We start from the raw sequence: 14,358 nt of genomic DNA, 5'->3' as shown, positions 1-14,358 counted from the left end.
GGTCAACCTCCCTTGGCCGGATAACGATTGACGCGATAGAACGCCTTGACGTGATCGGTTTCCTTGTAGCGCGCCTTGCGCTTCTCATCGTTGGTTTCGCTATCAGCCTGCGCGGACCCGACCAGCGGTGTCGCAAGCGTCGCGCCGGCGCCCACCGTGCCGACGCCGACCTTGCGCAGGAAGGCGCGGCGCCCGACTGTGGTTTTCTTGTCTTCACTCATCGCATCTCTCCTGGACCTGCCGGTGCAGGTCAGTTGGCGAACGTGAATGCTTCCGTCTCGATCTCGACAAAGGCGCGACCGAGCGCGCCGACCGCACGATAGAAGATGGCGCTCTCCGCACTCTCGATGTCGGCAAACAGCCGCCCCATCCAGGGCGCGATGTGCTTCTCGAAGAAGGCGCGCTGCGCGTCGGACGTCGCTGCGAAGCGGCCTCCCGCGAACCCTGCCATGACCTCGCACAGGATGGCCGCGTGATCCTCCGGCTCCGAATTGTTCGCGACGCGCTCGATCCCAAGCGCAGCGAGATCCGCGCGCAAGCGCGACAGCGGCCGCTCGTTGAGAAATCCTGTCAGATAGTAGGAGGCATAGGGCAAGAGCTCGCCGCGGCCGAGACCTGTGAACAGATCGAAATATTCGCGTTCGACCTTCGCGGCGACTGCATTGGCGGCGGCTGCGGCCAGCGCGGCATGCGCGCGCCCGAGCGGCGTCGCATCACCGCTCAATGCGGACAGTTGATCGAGCAGCTTCTCTGACGGTGCTGCAGACAAGAGCGTCGCGAGCAGCAGATACTCCTGCGCACGCGCCGCATCGACGGGATCGATCGGCTCTTCGGACAGAAGCGGCTCGCTGTACAGATCAGGCCGCAGATCATTGCGCGATACGCCGGTGGCCGCTTCGACCGCAATCACCCGTTGTGCAGGCACCTTGGTCCAGTTCGAAACGGAGGGTTGGCTAATGCCGATTTTGCGCGCAAGCCCGGCAACGCCGCCGGCGGCGCAAATCGCTCGTTCAAGGCCATCATCACGCACGTGGACCTCCATCCAAGTCCCGGGTGCTGATTTTTCTTTTGCTACAAAGCGCTAGGCGAAGCGTAGTCCCGGCGGAACCGAGGGTCAATCGCCTCCCATAGTCTGCGGCTATGGCCTTTCGTCGGGGAGCCCTAGCGGGGCAGCGCGCCGCCATGCGTGCGGCGAGGAATCGACAGCTGCTCGCCTCCGGTGCTTTCGGCGACCGCTCGTTGCGTTGCAGCAGGAGCAGGTGCTAACTCGGGTCGCACTTCTTCTTCGGCGACGATCTCGTCACCTGGTCCCTCGACCTGACGCAATTCCCGCGAAGAATCCGCGACTTCAACCGGGATCTCGGACAGCGCCTCGGCTGACTTGCTGATGCCGCCGATGATCCTGTCCACGAACGCAGCCAATTCTGCTTCCGAGCAATCCAGCGGCCCAAATCCCGGCATTGCGGAGGGATCGTTGAAGTCCCATGCGTTTTCGGCAAGTCCTACGAAGTCACGTATGGCGGGATCAGCGCTCCAGGCGCGACGAAGCGCCGCACGTGTCAGCTCCTGCGGAATCCCCTTGCGCAAGAACGCCTTGATATCGGTCGCTGATGTGATCGAGTCGATCGAAGGCAGGCTCGCAAGGTCGAACTCCACGTCGTCGTCTTTCGCAGCTGGCGGCGGGGCCGACTGGATGTCGTCGTGCATTGCCGGATCCGGCTGCGCGGCGTTCGCCTTTGCCTCGTGCTTGAGCCGGGACCAGCGCGCCAGGAACTTATCCTCGCTCATTCGTGTCCGCCTTCATGCTGCCGGCGCGCCAGCGCCTCCGGATCGGCCTGCCGCCGCTTGCGTTTGAAGAACTCCCTTTCGACGTGGTGCTCGGCAACGAAGCTTTCAATCTGCTCGCGCAGAACTTCCGGCATGGGAACGGCCTCGACCAGATTGGCACCGGCCTCCGTGAACGCTTCGCCTTCCGCAGGATCGGCGGTGGCGGCAGCCACCGAATAGGGCCAGGCGCCTTCGGCGGGCGACAACACCGTCCAAATGCTCGGACTCCCCGACGCGAGATTGTCGCGATAGCGCGCCGTCTCGGAACTGTAGAGATCGACCATAGCGCTGCCGGCATAAAACAGTGTCCCGCCTCGTTCTTGACGGAGCACCGTCCAGGGTCTTGTGTCCGGCTCGTCCGGCAGCAAGGCGACAGCGCGCCAGACAAAGTCCGTCCACGGCGAGTCCGCCTTGTGCCGCTCGACCACGACGCCGACGGGAATGCGCACGAGCGGCAGCGCAGCCGGGCTCATGTCACCATCTCCAGATGTTTGATCGGCAACCCCGTCAGCAAATTCTGCGGCTTCATCCGGAGCTTCTGATCGGAATTCATCGTCAGAATGAGATAGATCGGCTCACCCTGCATCTCGTCCGCGGCCGCACTCTTGTCGACAAATGTCACGCGGAACAATGAAAGCACGCGGCCGGCGCTGCGGTCATCAAGTTGCTCCCCGTGCCAGAGACGGTCGCCCAGCCTGGTCGCATCAGCGTCGAGCCCGACATACCAGGTGAGCCGCGCATCACGCAATTCGCGCAGCGGCTCGATGTCGACGTCGATCCCGAGCAGATGGGAGATCCAGCGCGACATCGCCTGCGCCAGCGCCCCCGGTCCGCGGCCGCTTGCGGTGAGGTCGAACGCCATGTCGAAATCGTCGCTGCGGTGCCAATAGTCGTCGGCATTGTCCTCACTCAGGACGTCGAGCTGGGCATCGGTCGCGGCCCCCAGCATCGACATCAGCGACAGCACCGGGGTCGGGCTCTGCCCACCGACGACCTCCTCATCTCCGAGCAGCAAGGCCTGCTCATGCGGCAGGATGCGCTGCGGGCGGAAGAACAGCTCGGCCGCGCGCAGCACGAAGGGATCATCGCAGCCATCGAGCGCATTGCGCAGGATCACATGGACGAGCTGATTGACGAACAGCGGCGGCAAATCGTTGGCCCGCGACCGGACCGCGGCAAGATAGGCGGCCTCGAGCGTCGGATGCCGCACCAGGAGATCGCGAAAGGCCAGCACGAACCGCCAGTTCTCCCGGGCATCCGCATCGACAATCGCTGCGACCTCGTCAGCGCCGACCGGCCGGCGGGGAGCGGCAAGCAGCGCGCGGTGCAGCCGCCGCTCGACCGGACATGCTTCGTCCGGCGGAATCAGCTCGGGACGGGCAAAATAGGCCTTCAGGAACTCGTCGGTAACGCAAAGCCCGCCGCTCTCGTTGCGATCGAGCAGATGGTGGCCGCACGCGATCCAGAAATCGTTCATCGGTGCTGCCGCTCCCGGCTCATATCGGCAAGCCTGAGATTGCTGTCGGGTTCGACGTCATCCTCGGCTTCCATGAACGAGAACGCCTTGCCGTGCCCCTGCCCTTGCCGCAGCTGCAGCCTGCGGAACGACTCGCGGACCTCGCCGCCGCTCACCGAGCGGTGAACGGCAATGAGCGAACTGATCGGATGGGTGCAGAGCGACTGCACAAAGGCAACCTCCTCTTCGGCCGCCGTCCGCGCGGTTGCCGGATCCGGCGCGCCGAAACGATCGATGAGTTGGCCGGCAAGGAGCTCGATCAACGCCCGGCAGTCGCTCTCCGTTGCCGGCACAATCTGCGCCAGCGTCGACCAGCCCCAGGATTGCACCCCGAGGAAGCCGCTGCGAAACGCCGCGCGCGCCTTGCCGCTCAGCGTCGCGGGATCCTGGTCGCAGAAGCGGAACGCGCCGGAGACGGCCCATTCGCCGGGCTCCGCCGCCGCATCGAACACGAAGGTGTCGGAGGGATCGAGCGCGATGGTGCGCAGCAGCTTCATAGCCGCGGTCCCCCGAGTTTCGGATCGAGCCAGGACGGGGTCGCGAGCGCCTTGACGAGCTCGCGCCGCTCGACCCTGTCGGTGCCGACGCGGCGCGTGAAGAGATCTCCGTTCTCGTCGATGTTCAGGACAGTCCGCCGCTCACGGGGAACCCGACTGAGATAATCGCGTGCGACACTGTCAAAGCCATCGACCTGCCAACAATCGATCACCCGCATCAGGTGCCGTGCAAAACTCTCGGTCACCTCTGCGGCTCCCGCTTCGCCAAACCCCTCCTCATCCAGCGCGGACGCGAGCGGATGAATGCCGGGCCCCCGGTCGGCCATTGCGACCGTCCGGATCATGGCGCCGAACACCAGCCAGGCGGGCGGCTCGTCCTCGCGCGCGGACGACGGCCATCCCATGCGCGCACCGCCGACCAGCCCGCCATCGATCTCGACGGCGTCGGGCCAGCCGATTGCGACGGTCTTGTTCGGCGGCGCGTAGGCGCGAAGAGCGTCGGTGAGCGCGACCATGCCGGCGTAGAAGGCGCGCCGCGCGGTGCGCAAGGGTTCGCCCGGCTCGAGCACCACGGCGAATTCAGCAAGATCGAACCGCCCGACATACACCAGCGTGCCGGCGCCGCTCTTGGGTGCGATGCGGCAAGCGTCGGCAAAAGCGTCTCTGCTCTCACGCAACCGGACGAGCGTGAAAGGCGGCGGCAGCTGGACCGGCTCCGCCAGGGAGACGTGGCTAATTGGGGTCGACCGCAAGGCCGTCCTCCACTTTCCTTTTCTTCCCGATAGTGAATATCTATACGAGGTGCAGGAATGGCGCGAGTCCGCAAATCGGCGCCGCACTGGCGGAGGGATTGACCTGAAGCAGCCAGCGAAAACCGTCCTGATCTGCTCGTGTGAAGACACGATGCGCCTCGACGTGGCCACGATCCGGCGTGGATGCCCCAACTGCGAGATCAGGAGCTATCGTCATCTCTGCGGCGCGGAGCTCGATCATTTCCGCAGCGCGGCAAAGGCGGATGGCCCGCTGACGGTCGCCTGTACGCAGCAGGCTGCGCAGTTCACTGGTGAAATCGACGAACGCCCCGGCGGGATCAGCTTCGTCAACATCCGCGAGACGGCGGGCTGGTCACGCGACGGCGCGAATGCGGGCGCGAAGATGGCGGCGCTGCTTGCTGCGGCCGAGATTCCGGCGCCGGACTATCCGCTGGTCACATTGTCGAGTGACGGCGTCATCCTGATCTATGGACAGGACGAGGCTGCGATCGAAGCCGGGCGGCTGCTTGCCGATCATCTCAACGTAACGGTCATGGTCAAGCAGCCGGCAGGCGTGACGCCGCCTGCCGCGGCGGTGTTCCCGATCGTGAAGGGCACGATCCGCAACGCGCGGGGCCATTTTGGCGCATTCGAGCTCACGATCGACGATTATGCGCAGCCGCGCCCGTCTTCGCGCGACCGCTTCGTGTTCGAGGCCCCGCGCAATGGGGCGAGCTCACGCTGCGATCTCGTGCTCGACCTCTCCGGCGGTGCGCCGCTGTTCCCTGCGCACGACCTGCGGGACGGCTATCTCCGTGCGGATCCGCGCGATCCCGCGGCAGTGCTGCGCGCCGTGCTGACCGCTCGCGATCTCGTCGGGAGTTTCGACAAGCCGAGATACGTCGACTTCACACCCAGCCTCTGCGCGCATTCGCGCTCGAAGCTGACCGGATGCCATCGCTGCCTCGATTTATGCCCGACCGGCGCGATCACGCCGGACGGCGACCATGTCGCCGTCAACGCAGACATCTGCGCAGGTTGCGGGCAATGCGCGGCCGCCTGCCCGACGGGAGCCGCGTCCTACGCGCTGCCGCCCGCCGACACCCAGTTGCAGATGCTTCGCGCCATGCTGCTTGCCTATCGCGACGCCGGCGGTGCGGATCCGGTCCTGCTGCTGCATGACAGCGGGCACGGCACGCCGCTGATCGATGCGCTCGCCCGTCATGGCGACGGATTGCCGGCCAACGTGCTTCCTCTCGTCGTCAACGAGTTGACGCAGGTCGGCCTGGAGGCCGTCATCGGCGTGTTCGCGTATGGCGTGGCGGCCGTGCGGTTCCTCCTGCGCGCCAAGCCGCGACACGGCGTGACCGGGTTGTTGCAGACGATCGCCATGGCCGAGACCATTCTTGCCGGGCTCGGATTTGACGGCCGCCGCGTGGCCACGATCGAAACCGACGATCCCGACATTCTGGCTGACCAGCTGACAGGGATTGGTCCCCTCGCCGGCCTCGAAACTCCCGCAACTTTCCGGACGGTCGGCAAGCGCGGCGATCTGCTTCGCTTTGGCCTCAGTGAATTGCATCGCCTTGCGCCCAAGCCTGTCGACGTGATCGCCTTGCCCGCGGGCGCACCGATTGGTGCGGTCACCGTTGACGCCGGCGGTTGCACGCTGTGCCTGTCCTGCGTGTCGGCCTGCCCGACCGGCGCGCTTCGCGCCGATCCCGAGCGCCCCGTCCTGAAATTCGTGGAGGACGCCTGCGTGCAGTGCGGCCTGTGCCAGAGCACCTGCCCCGAGAAGGTCATCACGCTCACCCCGCAGATCGACTTCCGGGCAAGGCGCGCGCCGGCACGGGTGATCAAGGAGGAAGAGCCGGCCCTGTGTGTTCGCTGCGGCACGCCCTTCGGCGTCAAGAGCACGATCGATCGGATCGCGACAAAGCTCGAGGGGCGCCATTGGATGTATCCCACCGGGGACCGCCGGACCGAGGCCTTGCGGATGTGCGCCGATTGTCGCGTCATCGTCATGAGCGAACAGCAGTTCGATCCGATCCAGGACGTTCCGGAACGCGCGCCGCCACGGACGACGGACGACTATCTGCGCCAACGCGAGAACAAGGACTAACCGCATGCCTCGTTTCATGATGGGTTTTTCGACGTGCCTTGCCATCACGGTTCTCGCCGGCACGGCCGCCGAGGCCGCCGCCCTCACCAGGGCTGAAAAGGTCGCGCTCAAACAGGCGATCGTCGCCTGCAAGGCCGAGGCCAAGGGCAAGAAGATCAAGTGGCCGTCACGCCGGAAATACGTCAACCAGTGTGTCGTGACGGCGCTCAAGGAGCATCCCAGCATCGACGTCGCTCGCATGCTCCAGGAGAAGCCGGAGCTGACGAACATTCCGGTGGAGCAATGGCCGGCCTATTAGAGCGTTGTTGCCAGCTATTTCGACGTCGCACGGGCCAGAAAGTCCGTGAGCGCGCGGCGATCCGCGGCCGAGCCGATGTGCTGCTCCGGCATCTTGGTGCCGGGCGTGTAGGCGTTCGGCCCGATCTCGAACAGTTTTGAGACGGTCTCCGGCGTCCAGACGATATCCATGGCCTTGAGCGCGTCGGAGAAGCGATAACCCGGCAGCGAGGCGATCTTCCGGCCGAACAGTCCCGCAAGCGTCGGCCCGGCACGCTGGACCTCGGTTTCCGACAATGTATGGCAGGCCACGCAGGCCCTGAAGATTTCGGCGCCGTGATCGCCGGCATAGGCCGCGAGCGGATCCGCCGGCGTGCCCAGCACGTTCGACCCGACCGCCGCGCCGGTCAGCGCATTCCAGCGCCTGATCTTGCCGTCACTCCCGCCAGTCAGCAGCGTCGCGCCATCGGGTAAGAACGCGACGGACCAGACCGGCGCGCCAGGCCCGGCGAGCGTGCGCATCACACTCCTCGCTTTGCGATCGACAATTGCGACAGTGCCGTCTATGGCCCCCGTGGCAAGCAAGGCGCCGTCTTGCGAGATCGCCAGGGCGACGATCGGCCTGGCGCCAACCATGACCTCGCCGGTCTGACCGCCATCGGCGGTCATCATGCGCAGCTTGCCGTCTGCCGCGCCGGTGATGATTTCGCCATCAGGCGAGATGGCAACGACGTTCAGCGGTGCCGGCATCACGATGGTCTCGGGGCTGCCGTCCGGCAGCGGCCAGATCCGCACCGTCAGGTCGTAGCCAACGCTCACCAGCGATTGTCCATCGGGAGCAAAGGCCACGCCGTTCACACCTTGTGAGTGGCCATGCAGCACGCGCGTCCCGCCGTCAGAGAGCGATGAGATCCGCACCGTGTTGTCCCATGAGGCCGATGCGAGCTTTGACCTATCGGAAGAGACGGCGAGCGCGACAATGGGTCCCGTATGACCTTCGACAACCTGGTCCGGTTGCGGCTGGCCCGGCCTCCAGATCGCAATCTGGCCGTCCGCACCGGCCGTCGCCATGCGTCCGTCTCCGAGGAAGGCTGCCGCGTTCACCGCACCCGAATGGAAGCGCAGGACCTGCTCGGCGGTCTCGGTAGCGAGGGACCACCGGATGGCTGCCGTGTCGAAGCTGCCCGACAAGAGGGTCTTGCCATCGACCGAAACGGCGATCGCGCGGACAGGCCCGCCGTGCCCCGCCAATTGCGCCTGCGTGGGCCGCAGCGGGAGAAGCAGCGATGCCGTCAGAAGGACGGTGGCAAGACGCAGGCGCCTCGACATTGGCCTTTTGGGCAAAAACGTCCCCCTTTGATCCAGCTCAACGAGCGCAGCTCGTATCCGGTTCCAGGTGCGACAAGCGGCGCCTTGAATGGCGATCAACCTGGTCGCAGTCTCGCCAACGGCGCCTCAGAGACCGAGGCCGAACATGCAACTGCACCCGAGAGCCTATCTGCAATTCATCTCGCGGTTGTGGCACTCTCTCGCGCTGCCGCCGCGAAATCGCGATCCCGACACGCAGGGCGCATCGCCACTGCTCATCTACATCGTCGTCGTGTTGGCGCTGTTCCTGATTATCCTTCAAGCCGACGTCTACCAGCTTACATCCCTGGGGCTGCCCGGCAATCCCAACGGGATCAACCCGATTTTCCTCAGTCCTTGAGACCGAGCGTGCATCAATTGCGGGGCACGCGCGACCCGACCAGTCGCATGGCGAACTGTTCGAAGACATGCGAGCCGCCCAGAACGTCCAGCTCGATGATTGAATGAGGCGCGACAGCAGGATTGTCTCTACGGCTGCGTTCCCCCTGGAAACACAAGAGATCGATCTGCGAACTCTTGAACCGGAAGCCCGCCCTGTTGCGCCTGCCTTTGCATCTCTTGCACCGAAGGCATCCCTGCCGCCGTTGTGCTATTCACCGGTAACGGATGCAATCGCGGCATATTCGACGCGGCCACGACAGCTGTCAGCGCGGCCAGGGCAGAGATCATCAGGAGCTTCATGCGAACCTCCGTTGGTTCGAAAAGAGTCAAAGCCCTGACTAGTGCAGGACTCGAGTTCCCCGTGTGAGATCCCTCACATCTCTCGTTCTCTTGATCGTCGCTGGTGCGGCCTGCGCCGCGCTCGCGAGACGCAGCTCTGCATTCTCGCGGCTGATGTCACCCGAGTCTTGCTTGATCGCTCCACCCTCGAAGCCAAGAGGGCGCAGGGAAGACAGGGTGCTGACCTCGCACCCGCGGTCCGCTGCGCGAAAGGTAGCGCAAAGGAGACCGCACAGCAGCATACAGGTGGTGCCAATCACTCGGCCTTCCCTGCGCGATGGTCGGACGGCTTATGCCGTGCTCTCCCGGGAGCCGAATTCCTTCTGGCCTCCCTCGCCCTGCGAATTGAGGATGCCGTCTGCCCGGTTGGGTTCGCGCGCATCTTCGCAAGAGGCTTGACCGTAGCAACGACGGCCAGGACCACACGGTTTTGCCGTACGCACGGCCCGCCATTTCGCCGCAGTATTTCCAGCCCTGTCGACGGAGCCGAAAACTTACAGACGAGACGAAGCCTAGCAGCGCCGCTCGTCCGCACGCGGTAACGAGCTCACAGGGACTACCCGCCCTGCCCGCACCCTCTCGTGCCGACGCTGCCGCGTCCACCGCAAGCCCGACTCGCGAAAATGACGACCACATGATCGCCCCTCAAGGATGAGCCGGGATGAGAGGTAAATACGACAAATCAGAATTTCGGTAAAGTGGAATATTTTTGCGGAGAGGGGTTGACGGGTATCGGGTGTTTTGCCCGACGGGAGGATCCAGTTCCCATTGTGTGAAGCAGGTCACTGCAAGATCGAGTATTTCCCCCTACAAAGACCGAGCATGGCCGCAAACAAGGTAACGGCGGTACGCACGAGACTGTAGAGCGATCGACAGCTATGGACTATTCGAAGCCGCCAGCGTGAAGAGCCCGGCGGCTTTCTTCTCGCATGCAAGGTCACATGCGATTGGTAGCGGGGCAGCGCTACCGCTTTTCCCCACACGAACCTGCGACACCTTCTGCATCTTCCATATGACGCAGGTCGCAGCAGCCTGAGCCGGCTGAGACTTTAGGCCGCGAAGACGTACGAGTTCGTCTGCGCATGACGGGTTAGTCGCTTCAGAACATCCCGTTCGGGTTTGCAGCAGGTACATTCGGGGCATACCAATTGGCTGCGCTTTCTGGAGTGCCCACGACCTGCAACGCATCCCAATGCTCGATAGCCTTTCCGTCGGAGTCCATCTTGAAGATATCGACCCCGGCGATGCCGGTGTCTTGCGGATCGTCATTGAACAAATTGCGGAAATTGACGTGCGACCAGACGTAATCGCCTACAGCGATGATCTTGTGGACATCGACCCGCGCTCGGGTGCGCCCATTGATAACTTGACCGAAGAACTTTCCGAGTGAGTCTGCGCCATCCGGAATGAGCGGATTGTGCTGGACGTAGGCTGGTGCCATGAACCTTGCTGCCGCTTCCTCCGGTTTTCCCTGATTGATCATCAGATCATACATTCCGAGAATGTTGTCCTTGTTCCTGATGGCGCGGGCATCTTTGGGATCGATAAGAACGAGCACGGCCAAGCTCCTCTCTTTCATGTTTCGGGATGGCTGCGATATCGCTCTGGCGAGCGGATCAATTTGCTAAAGGCCGACGATTTGAAGACGACGGGCGTCCTGTTCAGCGTCCGAGTGTTCGCGGACGAAGCGCAGTATGTCTTCGGCATCCGGCCCCACGCCCGCCTTGCTCGGCGCAGGAACTTGTTCGGCGATCTCAATGACGCGCCTGGCCGCCGCAACTGACTCCAGCCCGCTCTCCTGCATGCTATTCAGTTTGTCCGCAAACATACCGAAGGTCGGCCCGTACAATCGTTTATGTTCGGGAGTCATGCCGTCAGCGATGCGCTTGAGCGCGGCGGTGGTCTTGGCCGGCCCGCCCGTTTTCATGTTGCCGGCTGCTGCGACCACCACATCGATACCAAACGGCTTGAGTTCTGCGCGGTACACGGCCGCAAACGCCTCCATGGCCGCTTTCGATGCGCCGGACGGTCCGTTGAAAGGCAGCGGCAAGCTCGCCGTCCACGTGCTGACCTGAACGATGCGGCCGCGCGCCTTCCGTAAGGCCGGCAGAAGCGCATTGATGACCGACAGGGCTCCGTAGACGTTCACCTCAAATTCGCGATGGATAGCGCCTAGCGACAGCACCTCCAGAGGCCCTGGCGTCAGGATCCCGGCATTGTTGATCAGAAGATCGAGCCCTTCTGTCCGGCTCTCGACTTCGCGAGCCCAGCCGTTGACGGCGGCTTCGTCCGTCATGTCGCAGACTGTTAGGCTGACGGTACCGTTCGAAGCCTGCTTGAGATCGGCGACCTCGTCCGCGGAAAGGGCCGTTCCAAACACGCGGTAGTTCTTCGCCGCAAGACCCAGTGCGATGTCGCGACCCAGGCCACTGCCGGCTCCGGTCACCGCAGCCGAACCTCTGCTTTGGATAGCTGAACGAGACATGAGACATTCTCCTCACAGAAACGACGGACGAATGGGCTCACGCCGGGACGGGGACGGACTTGCGGCGATTGTCCAGGCTGAACGCACCAGCGCCGAAGGCGACCACTTGTAGAAGCCCGCCCGTGATCGCGATGTTCTTCAGGAAATGGATCATCTGGTTTTGATCGGCCATGTTGTTGTGGAACAGCACAGCGGCCGCCAGTGTGAAGATTGCCAACATGGTGGCCGCAAGGCGGGTTTGAAAACCAAGCAGCAGCGCAAGCCCACCTCCCAACTCCACGAGCACCGCGATCGCGAAAGCGGCTGGAGCAAATGGCGCGCCGGCCGACTGGATGTACGCCATCGTGTTGGCTGGCGCGGCAATCTTTGACAGGCCAGACATGACGAAGATCAACGCGATCAACAGGCGACCCAGCGCAGGAAGGTAGGCAGGCGTGGACATCGAAGAATTCTCTCTGTTTTGAGACACGGGGATTGATGAGGATTTCCGACGATGAAGGTGGGCGCGATGGGGCACGTCAGATCTCTCCCATCCGGCCCGCGTGATAGTCACGGACCGCCCGTTCAAGCTCGGCAATGGTGTTCATGACGAAAGGACCGTGGCGTACGACGGGAGCGTCGAGCGGATCGCCGCCGACCACCAGCAACTCGCTATTGTCCTCCACTGCGACCTGAAGCGTGTCGCCCGATGTAAGGCGGGCAAGCTGCCCGGCCTCCATGGCCTGCCCATCGATTGCAACCCCGCCGGTCATGACATAGAGGGCAAGCTCACGAGGATGCGACACATCCATGTGCAGCGTACCGCCGGCGTTCAAGCTGGCGTGGACGAGGAAGGGATCGCCGGAGGTCCGGACGGGACCGGCGACATCGCCGATCTGCCCTGCAACCAGGCGAACTGTCCCCGTGTGCGGGAGTAGCGGAATTTCTTGCGCCCTCACGTGCCTATAGGCAGGCTCGGCATGCTTGGCGCCTTTCGGCATGTTGATCCACAACTGCACCCCGTGCAGATGGCCACCTTCGCGACGCAGGATCTCGGCCGGCGATTCATCGTGGATGACGCCGCGTCCGGCGCGCATCCATTGCACCTCGCCCGGCCCCATTGTGCTGGTGTTGCCGAGGCTGTCCTTGTGAACCGTCCGGCCTTCGAGCAGCAGGCTCAGCGTCTCGATACCGGCGTGAGGGTGGGCCGACGCGCCTTTGGCTTCGCCCGGTCGCACCTCGATCGGACCAAAATGATCAAGGAAGATGAACGGCCCGATGGCTTCAAAGGCAGACGACGGGATCGCGCGGCGAACCTCGAGGCCATCCCCCTCGATGGCATGGAAGGCGGCATGGAGTGTCGCGATTTTGCGCTCGCGGGCGCGCGTGAGGGTATTCATGGGCAGTCTCGTTTGAACAGCAACCGAGCGATACCCGCCTTCCACATTTCAGAAAATACGGATAATATAGAATAGGCTATTCAGGATAATAGAAATGAGAGTTGGCACCCCCACGGTCGATCAGCTGCAGATCCTGGCCACAGTGGTCGAGTGCGGCAGCTTCGCAGCGGCCGGCAGGCGGCTGAGCCGCGCCACCTCCGCGATCGCTTACGGGGTCGACAATCTCGAGGAGCAGCTCGGTGTCACTGTCTTCGACCGCTCTGGAACCAAGAAGCCTGAATTGACCGAGGCAGGGCGCGCGCTGCTCGCCCACGCACGCTCAGTCCTTCAAGGCGTCGAGAAGATGCGCGCGAAGGCTGCGAGCCTGCGCGAGGGCGAGGAAGCCGAAGTCTCGCTGGTTACCGACGTGATGCTCCCGACGGCCCGCCTCGTCGACGCTTTGCAAGGATATCCGACGGTTCAGTTGCGATTGCACGCAGAGGCGCTTGGCGCGGTGACCCAGCTCGTAGCTGACGGTACCGCGCGATTGGGGATCAACTGCGCGATGCATCCGCTTCCGGATGACATGGAGAGACAGCTGATCGGCCATGTCAGGCTGATCCCGGTGGGGTCGCCTTCGCATCCGCTGGCACGCGCGCGGCGGCATTCGCCAGGTGATCTGCGAGACCATATCCAGCTCGTTCTGAGCGATCGCTCGCCACTCACGCGAGGCCAGGATTTCGGTGTCTTCAGCAAGAAGACGTGGCGGCTGGCGGATCTCGGCGTGAAGCATGCGTTGTTGCTGGCCACCGTCGGCTGGGGCCTGATGCCTGAATTCATGGTCCGCGGCGATCTGGAGGCAGGGCGGCTGATCGAACTGGACATACCGGGCTCGAAGGATGCGCTGTATCCGTTACAGGCAATTTGGCGCGTGCAAACGCCGCCGGGTCCCGCAACTCAATGGCTGATCGATCGATTGGCAGGTCAGGTTTGAGTTTTGGGATCCCCGTTTTGAAGCGTGACTGATCTCAGATTGAGATATCAGCCGGGCCTCAGCTCGTAGGATGGGTAGAGCAAAGCGAAACCCATCCTCCTTGCCGAACACCGTTCGTACGGCGTGTTCGAAGGATACGCGCCAAGGACTGCGCCGCCACAGGGATCGCGGCGGCTAACAAGGTCGATCTCGCGAACGCGCGGCACCTTCCACCCCACCATCATTCCCATCGTGTGATTCAAGTCACAGCAGAATCGGCTACCCCGCCTACACTGACCGAGCATGGCCGCAAACAAGGTAACGGCGGTACGCACGAGGCTGCGGAGGCGATCAACAGCTTAAGGACTTTTCGAAAGCCGCCAGGTGAAGAACCCGGCGGCTTTTTCTTTCTCGCGAGCAAGCGGGCGACCGCAGCGACGCTGCTTGCGGCGGACGGAGGTACC

At 63.6% G+C, this 14,358-nt stretch carries 17 protein-coding genes; 4 read left to right on the top strand and 13 right to left on the bottom strand.

Annotation, left to right across the window (positions count from 1 at the left end; translation table 11 throughout):
- Positions 1-2 precede the first annotated feature (2 nt).
- The 7 genes from N2603_RS10300 to N2603_RS10270 form a co-directional block, all read right to left on the bottom strand.
- Positions 3-221, bottom strand: coding sequence for a twin-arginine translocation signal domain-containing protein (locus tag N2603_RS10300; protein WP_260388643.1), 219 nt, complete (start codon positions 219-221; stop codon positions 3-5).
- A gap of 29 nt (positions 222-250) precedes the next feature.
- Positions 251-1,030: a molecular chaperone TorD family protein gene (locus tag N2603_RS10295; RefSeq protein ID WP_260388642.1), complete on the bottom strand. Its 780-nt coding sequence runs from the start codon at positions 1,028-1,030 to the stop codon at positions 251-253.
- A gap of 131 nt (positions 1,031-1,161) precedes the next feature.
- Positions 1,162-1,788 carry a DUF3306 domain-containing protein gene (locus tag N2603_RS10290; protein ID WP_260388641.1) on the bottom strand — a complete coding sequence of 209 codons (627 nt, stop codon included), beginning with the start codon at positions 1,786-1,788 and terminating at the stop codon, positions 1,162-1,164.
- On the bottom strand, positions 1,785-2,300 hold the full coding sequence (locus tag N2603_RS10285; protein ID WP_260388640.1) for a DUF3305 domain-containing protein: 516 nt from the start codon (positions 2,298-2,300) through the stop codon (positions 1,785-1,787). Before N2603_RS10285 ends, N2603_RS10290 begins: the two co-directional genes overlap by 4 nt.
- Positions 2,297-3,304, bottom strand: a complete 1,008-nt coding sequence (locus N2603_RS10280) for a DUF6352 family protein (RefSeq protein WP_260388639.1) — start codon at positions 3,302-3,304, stop codon at positions 2,297-2,299. Before N2603_RS10280 ends, N2603_RS10285 begins: the two co-directional genes overlap by 4 nt.
- The gene (locus N2603_RS10275; protein WP_260388638.1) at positions 3,301-3,840 is read right to left on the bottom strand and encodes a DUF6505 family protein; all 540 of its coding nucleotides are present in this window, start codon (positions 3,838-3,840) and stop codon (positions 3,301-3,303) included. Before N2603_RS10275 ends, N2603_RS10280 begins: the two co-directional genes overlap by 4 nt.
- Positions 3,837-4,592 carry a biotin/lipoate--protein ligase family protein gene (locus N2603_RS10270; protein WP_260388637.1) on the bottom strand — a complete coding sequence of 252 codons (756 nt, stop codon included), beginning with the start codon at positions 4,590-4,592 and terminating at the stop codon, positions 3,837-3,839. Before N2603_RS10270 ends, N2603_RS10275 begins: the two co-directional genes overlap by 4 nt.
- A 151-nt stretch (positions 4,593-4,743) precedes the next feature.
- Between N2603_RS10270 and N2603_RS10265 the strand changes: the two genes are divergently transcribed.
- Positions 4,744-6,714 (top strand): 4Fe-4S binding protein, encoded by a 1,971-nt coding sequence (locus N2603_RS10265; protein WP_260388636.1) that lies wholly within the window; start codon positions 4,744-4,746, stop codon positions 6,712-6,714.
- A gap of 4 nt (positions 6,715-6,718) precedes the next feature.
- Positions 6,719-7,012, top strand: a complete 294-nt coding sequence (locus N2603_RS10260) for a hypothetical protein (RefSeq protein WP_260388635.1) — start codon at positions 6,719-6,721, stop codon at positions 7,010-7,012.
- 14 nt (positions 7,013-7,026) lie between these two features.
- On the opposite strand, the gene N2603_RS10255 is transcribed toward N2603_RS10260, so the two are convergent.
- Positions 7,027-8,319 carry a c-type cytochrome gene (locus N2603_RS10255; RefSeq protein ID WP_260388634.1) on the bottom strand — a complete coding sequence of 431 codons (1,293 nt, stop codon included), beginning with the start codon at positions 8,317-8,319 and terminating at the stop codon, positions 7,027-7,029.
- 145 nt (positions 8,320-8,464) lie between these two features.
- On the opposite strand from N2603_RS10255, the gene N2603_RS10250 reads away from it, so the two are divergent.
- Positions 8,465-8,698 (top strand): hypothetical protein, encoded by a 234-nt coding sequence (locus N2603_RS10250; protein WP_145831483.1) that lies wholly within the window; start codon positions 8,465-8,467, stop codon positions 8,696-8,698.
- A 128-nt stretch (positions 8,699-8,826) separates the two neighbouring features.
- Here N2603_RS10250 and N2603_RS10245 read toward each other — a convergent pair whose 3' ends face one another.
- From N2603_RS10245 to N2603_RS10225, 5 genes are all read right to left on the bottom strand, one after another.
- Positions 8,827-9,039, bottom strand: coding sequence for a hypothetical protein (locus N2603_RS10245; RefSeq protein ID WP_260388633.1), 213 nt, complete (start codon positions 9,037-9,039; stop codon positions 8,827-8,829).
- Between the two features lie 1,138 nt (positions 9,040-10,177).
- A complete protein-coding gene (locus N2603_RS10240; RefSeq protein ID WP_260424176.1) occupies positions 10,178-10,636 on the bottom strand; it encodes a nuclear transport factor 2 family protein in 459 nt (152 codons plus the stop codon).
- A 66-nt stretch (positions 10,637-10,702) separates the two neighbouring features.
- The gene (locus tag N2603_RS10235; protein WP_260388632.1) at positions 10,703-11,563 is read right to left on the bottom strand and encodes an SDR family NAD(P)-dependent oxidoreductase; all 861 of its coding nucleotides are present in this window, start codon (positions 11,561-11,563) and stop codon (positions 10,703-10,705) included.
- A gap of 37 nt (positions 11,564-11,600) precedes the next feature.
- Complete coding sequence (locus N2603_RS10230; RefSeq protein WP_260388631.1) at positions 11,601-12,005, bottom strand: DoxX family protein; 405 nt, start codon at positions 12,003-12,005, stop codon at positions 11,601-11,603.
- A gap of 76 nt (positions 12,006-12,081) precedes the next feature.
- Positions 12,082-12,942 (bottom strand): pirin family protein, encoded by an 861-nt coding sequence (locus N2603_RS10225; RefSeq protein WP_260388630.1) that lies wholly within the window; start codon positions 12,940-12,942, stop codon positions 12,082-12,084.
- A gap of 94 nt (positions 12,943-13,036) precedes the next feature.
- Here N2603_RS10225 and N2603_RS10220 point away from each other — a divergent pair, with 94 nt between their 5' ends.
- Positions 13,037-13,915 carry a LysR family transcriptional regulator gene (locus tag N2603_RS10220; RefSeq protein WP_260388629.1) on the top strand — a complete coding sequence of 293 codons (879 nt, stop codon included), beginning with the start codon at positions 13,037-13,039 and terminating at the stop codon, positions 13,913-13,915.
- Positions 13,916-14,358 lie beyond the last annotated feature (443 nt).

It is taken from the genome of Bradyrhizobium huanghuaihaiense (assembly GCF_025200885.1).
GTDB lineage: Bacteria > Pseudomonadota > Alphaproteobacteria > Rhizobiales > Xanthobacteraceae > Bradyrhizobium > Bradyrhizobium huanghuaihaiense.
Note: the sequence above shows the minus strand (reverse complement) of the source record. Positions and strands in the feature narration are given on the sequence as shown.

Coding starts and splice junctions, on each gene's coding strand:
- N2603_RS10220 (WP_260388629.1), top strand. CDS start 13,037: ATGAGAGTTGGCACCCCCACGGTCGATCAGCTGCAGATCCTGGCCACA.
- N2603_RS10235 (WP_260388632.1), bottom strand. CDS start 11,563: ATGTCTCGTTCAGCTATCCAAAGCAGAGGTTCGGCTGCGGTGACCGGA.
- N2603_RS10260 (WP_260388635.1), top strand. CDS start 6,719: ATGCCTCGTTTCATGATGGGTTTTTCGACGTGCCTTGCCATCACGGTT.
- N2603_RS10225 (WP_260388630.1), bottom strand. CDS start 12,942: ATGAATACCCTCACGCGCGCCCGCGAGCGCAAAATCGCGACACTCCAT.
- N2603_RS10275 (WP_260388638.1), bottom strand. CDS start 3,840: ATGAAGCTGCTGCGCACCATCGCGCTCGATCCCTCCGACACCTTCGTG.
- N2603_RS10265 (WP_260388636.1), top strand. CDS start 4,744: ATGCGCCTCGACGTGGCCACGATCCGGCGTGGATGCCCCAACTGCGAG.
- N2603_RS10300 (WP_260388643.1), bottom strand. CDS start 221: ATGAGTGAAGACAAGAAAACCACAGTCGGGCGCCGCGCCTTCCTGCGC.
- N2603_RS10250 (WP_145831483.1), top strand. CDS start 8,465: ATGCAACTGCACCCGAGAGCCTATCTGCAATTCATCTCGCGGTTGTGG.
- N2603_RS10255 (WP_260388634.1), bottom strand. CDS start 8,319: ATGTCGAGGCGCCTGCGTCTTGCCACCGTCCTTCTGACGGCATCGCTG.
- N2603_RS10245 (WP_260388633.1), bottom strand. CDS start 9,039: ATGAAGCTCCTGATGATCTCTGCCCTGGCCGCGCTGACAGCTGTCGTG.
- N2603_RS10230 (WP_260388631.1), bottom strand. CDS start 12,005: ATGTCCACGCCTGCCTACCTTCCTGCGCTGGGTCGCCTGTTGATCGCG.
- N2603_RS10290 (WP_260388641.1), bottom strand. CDS start 1,788: ATGAGCGAGGATAAGTTCCTGGCGCGCTGGTCCCGGCTCAAGCACGAG.
- N2603_RS10280 (WP_260388639.1), bottom strand. CDS start 3,304: ATGAACGATTTCTGGATCGCGTGCGGCCACCATCTGCTCGATCGCAAC.
- N2603_RS10285 (WP_260388640.1), bottom strand. CDS start 2,300: ATGAGCCCGGCTGCGCTGCCGCTCGTGCGCATTCCCGTCGGCGTCGTG.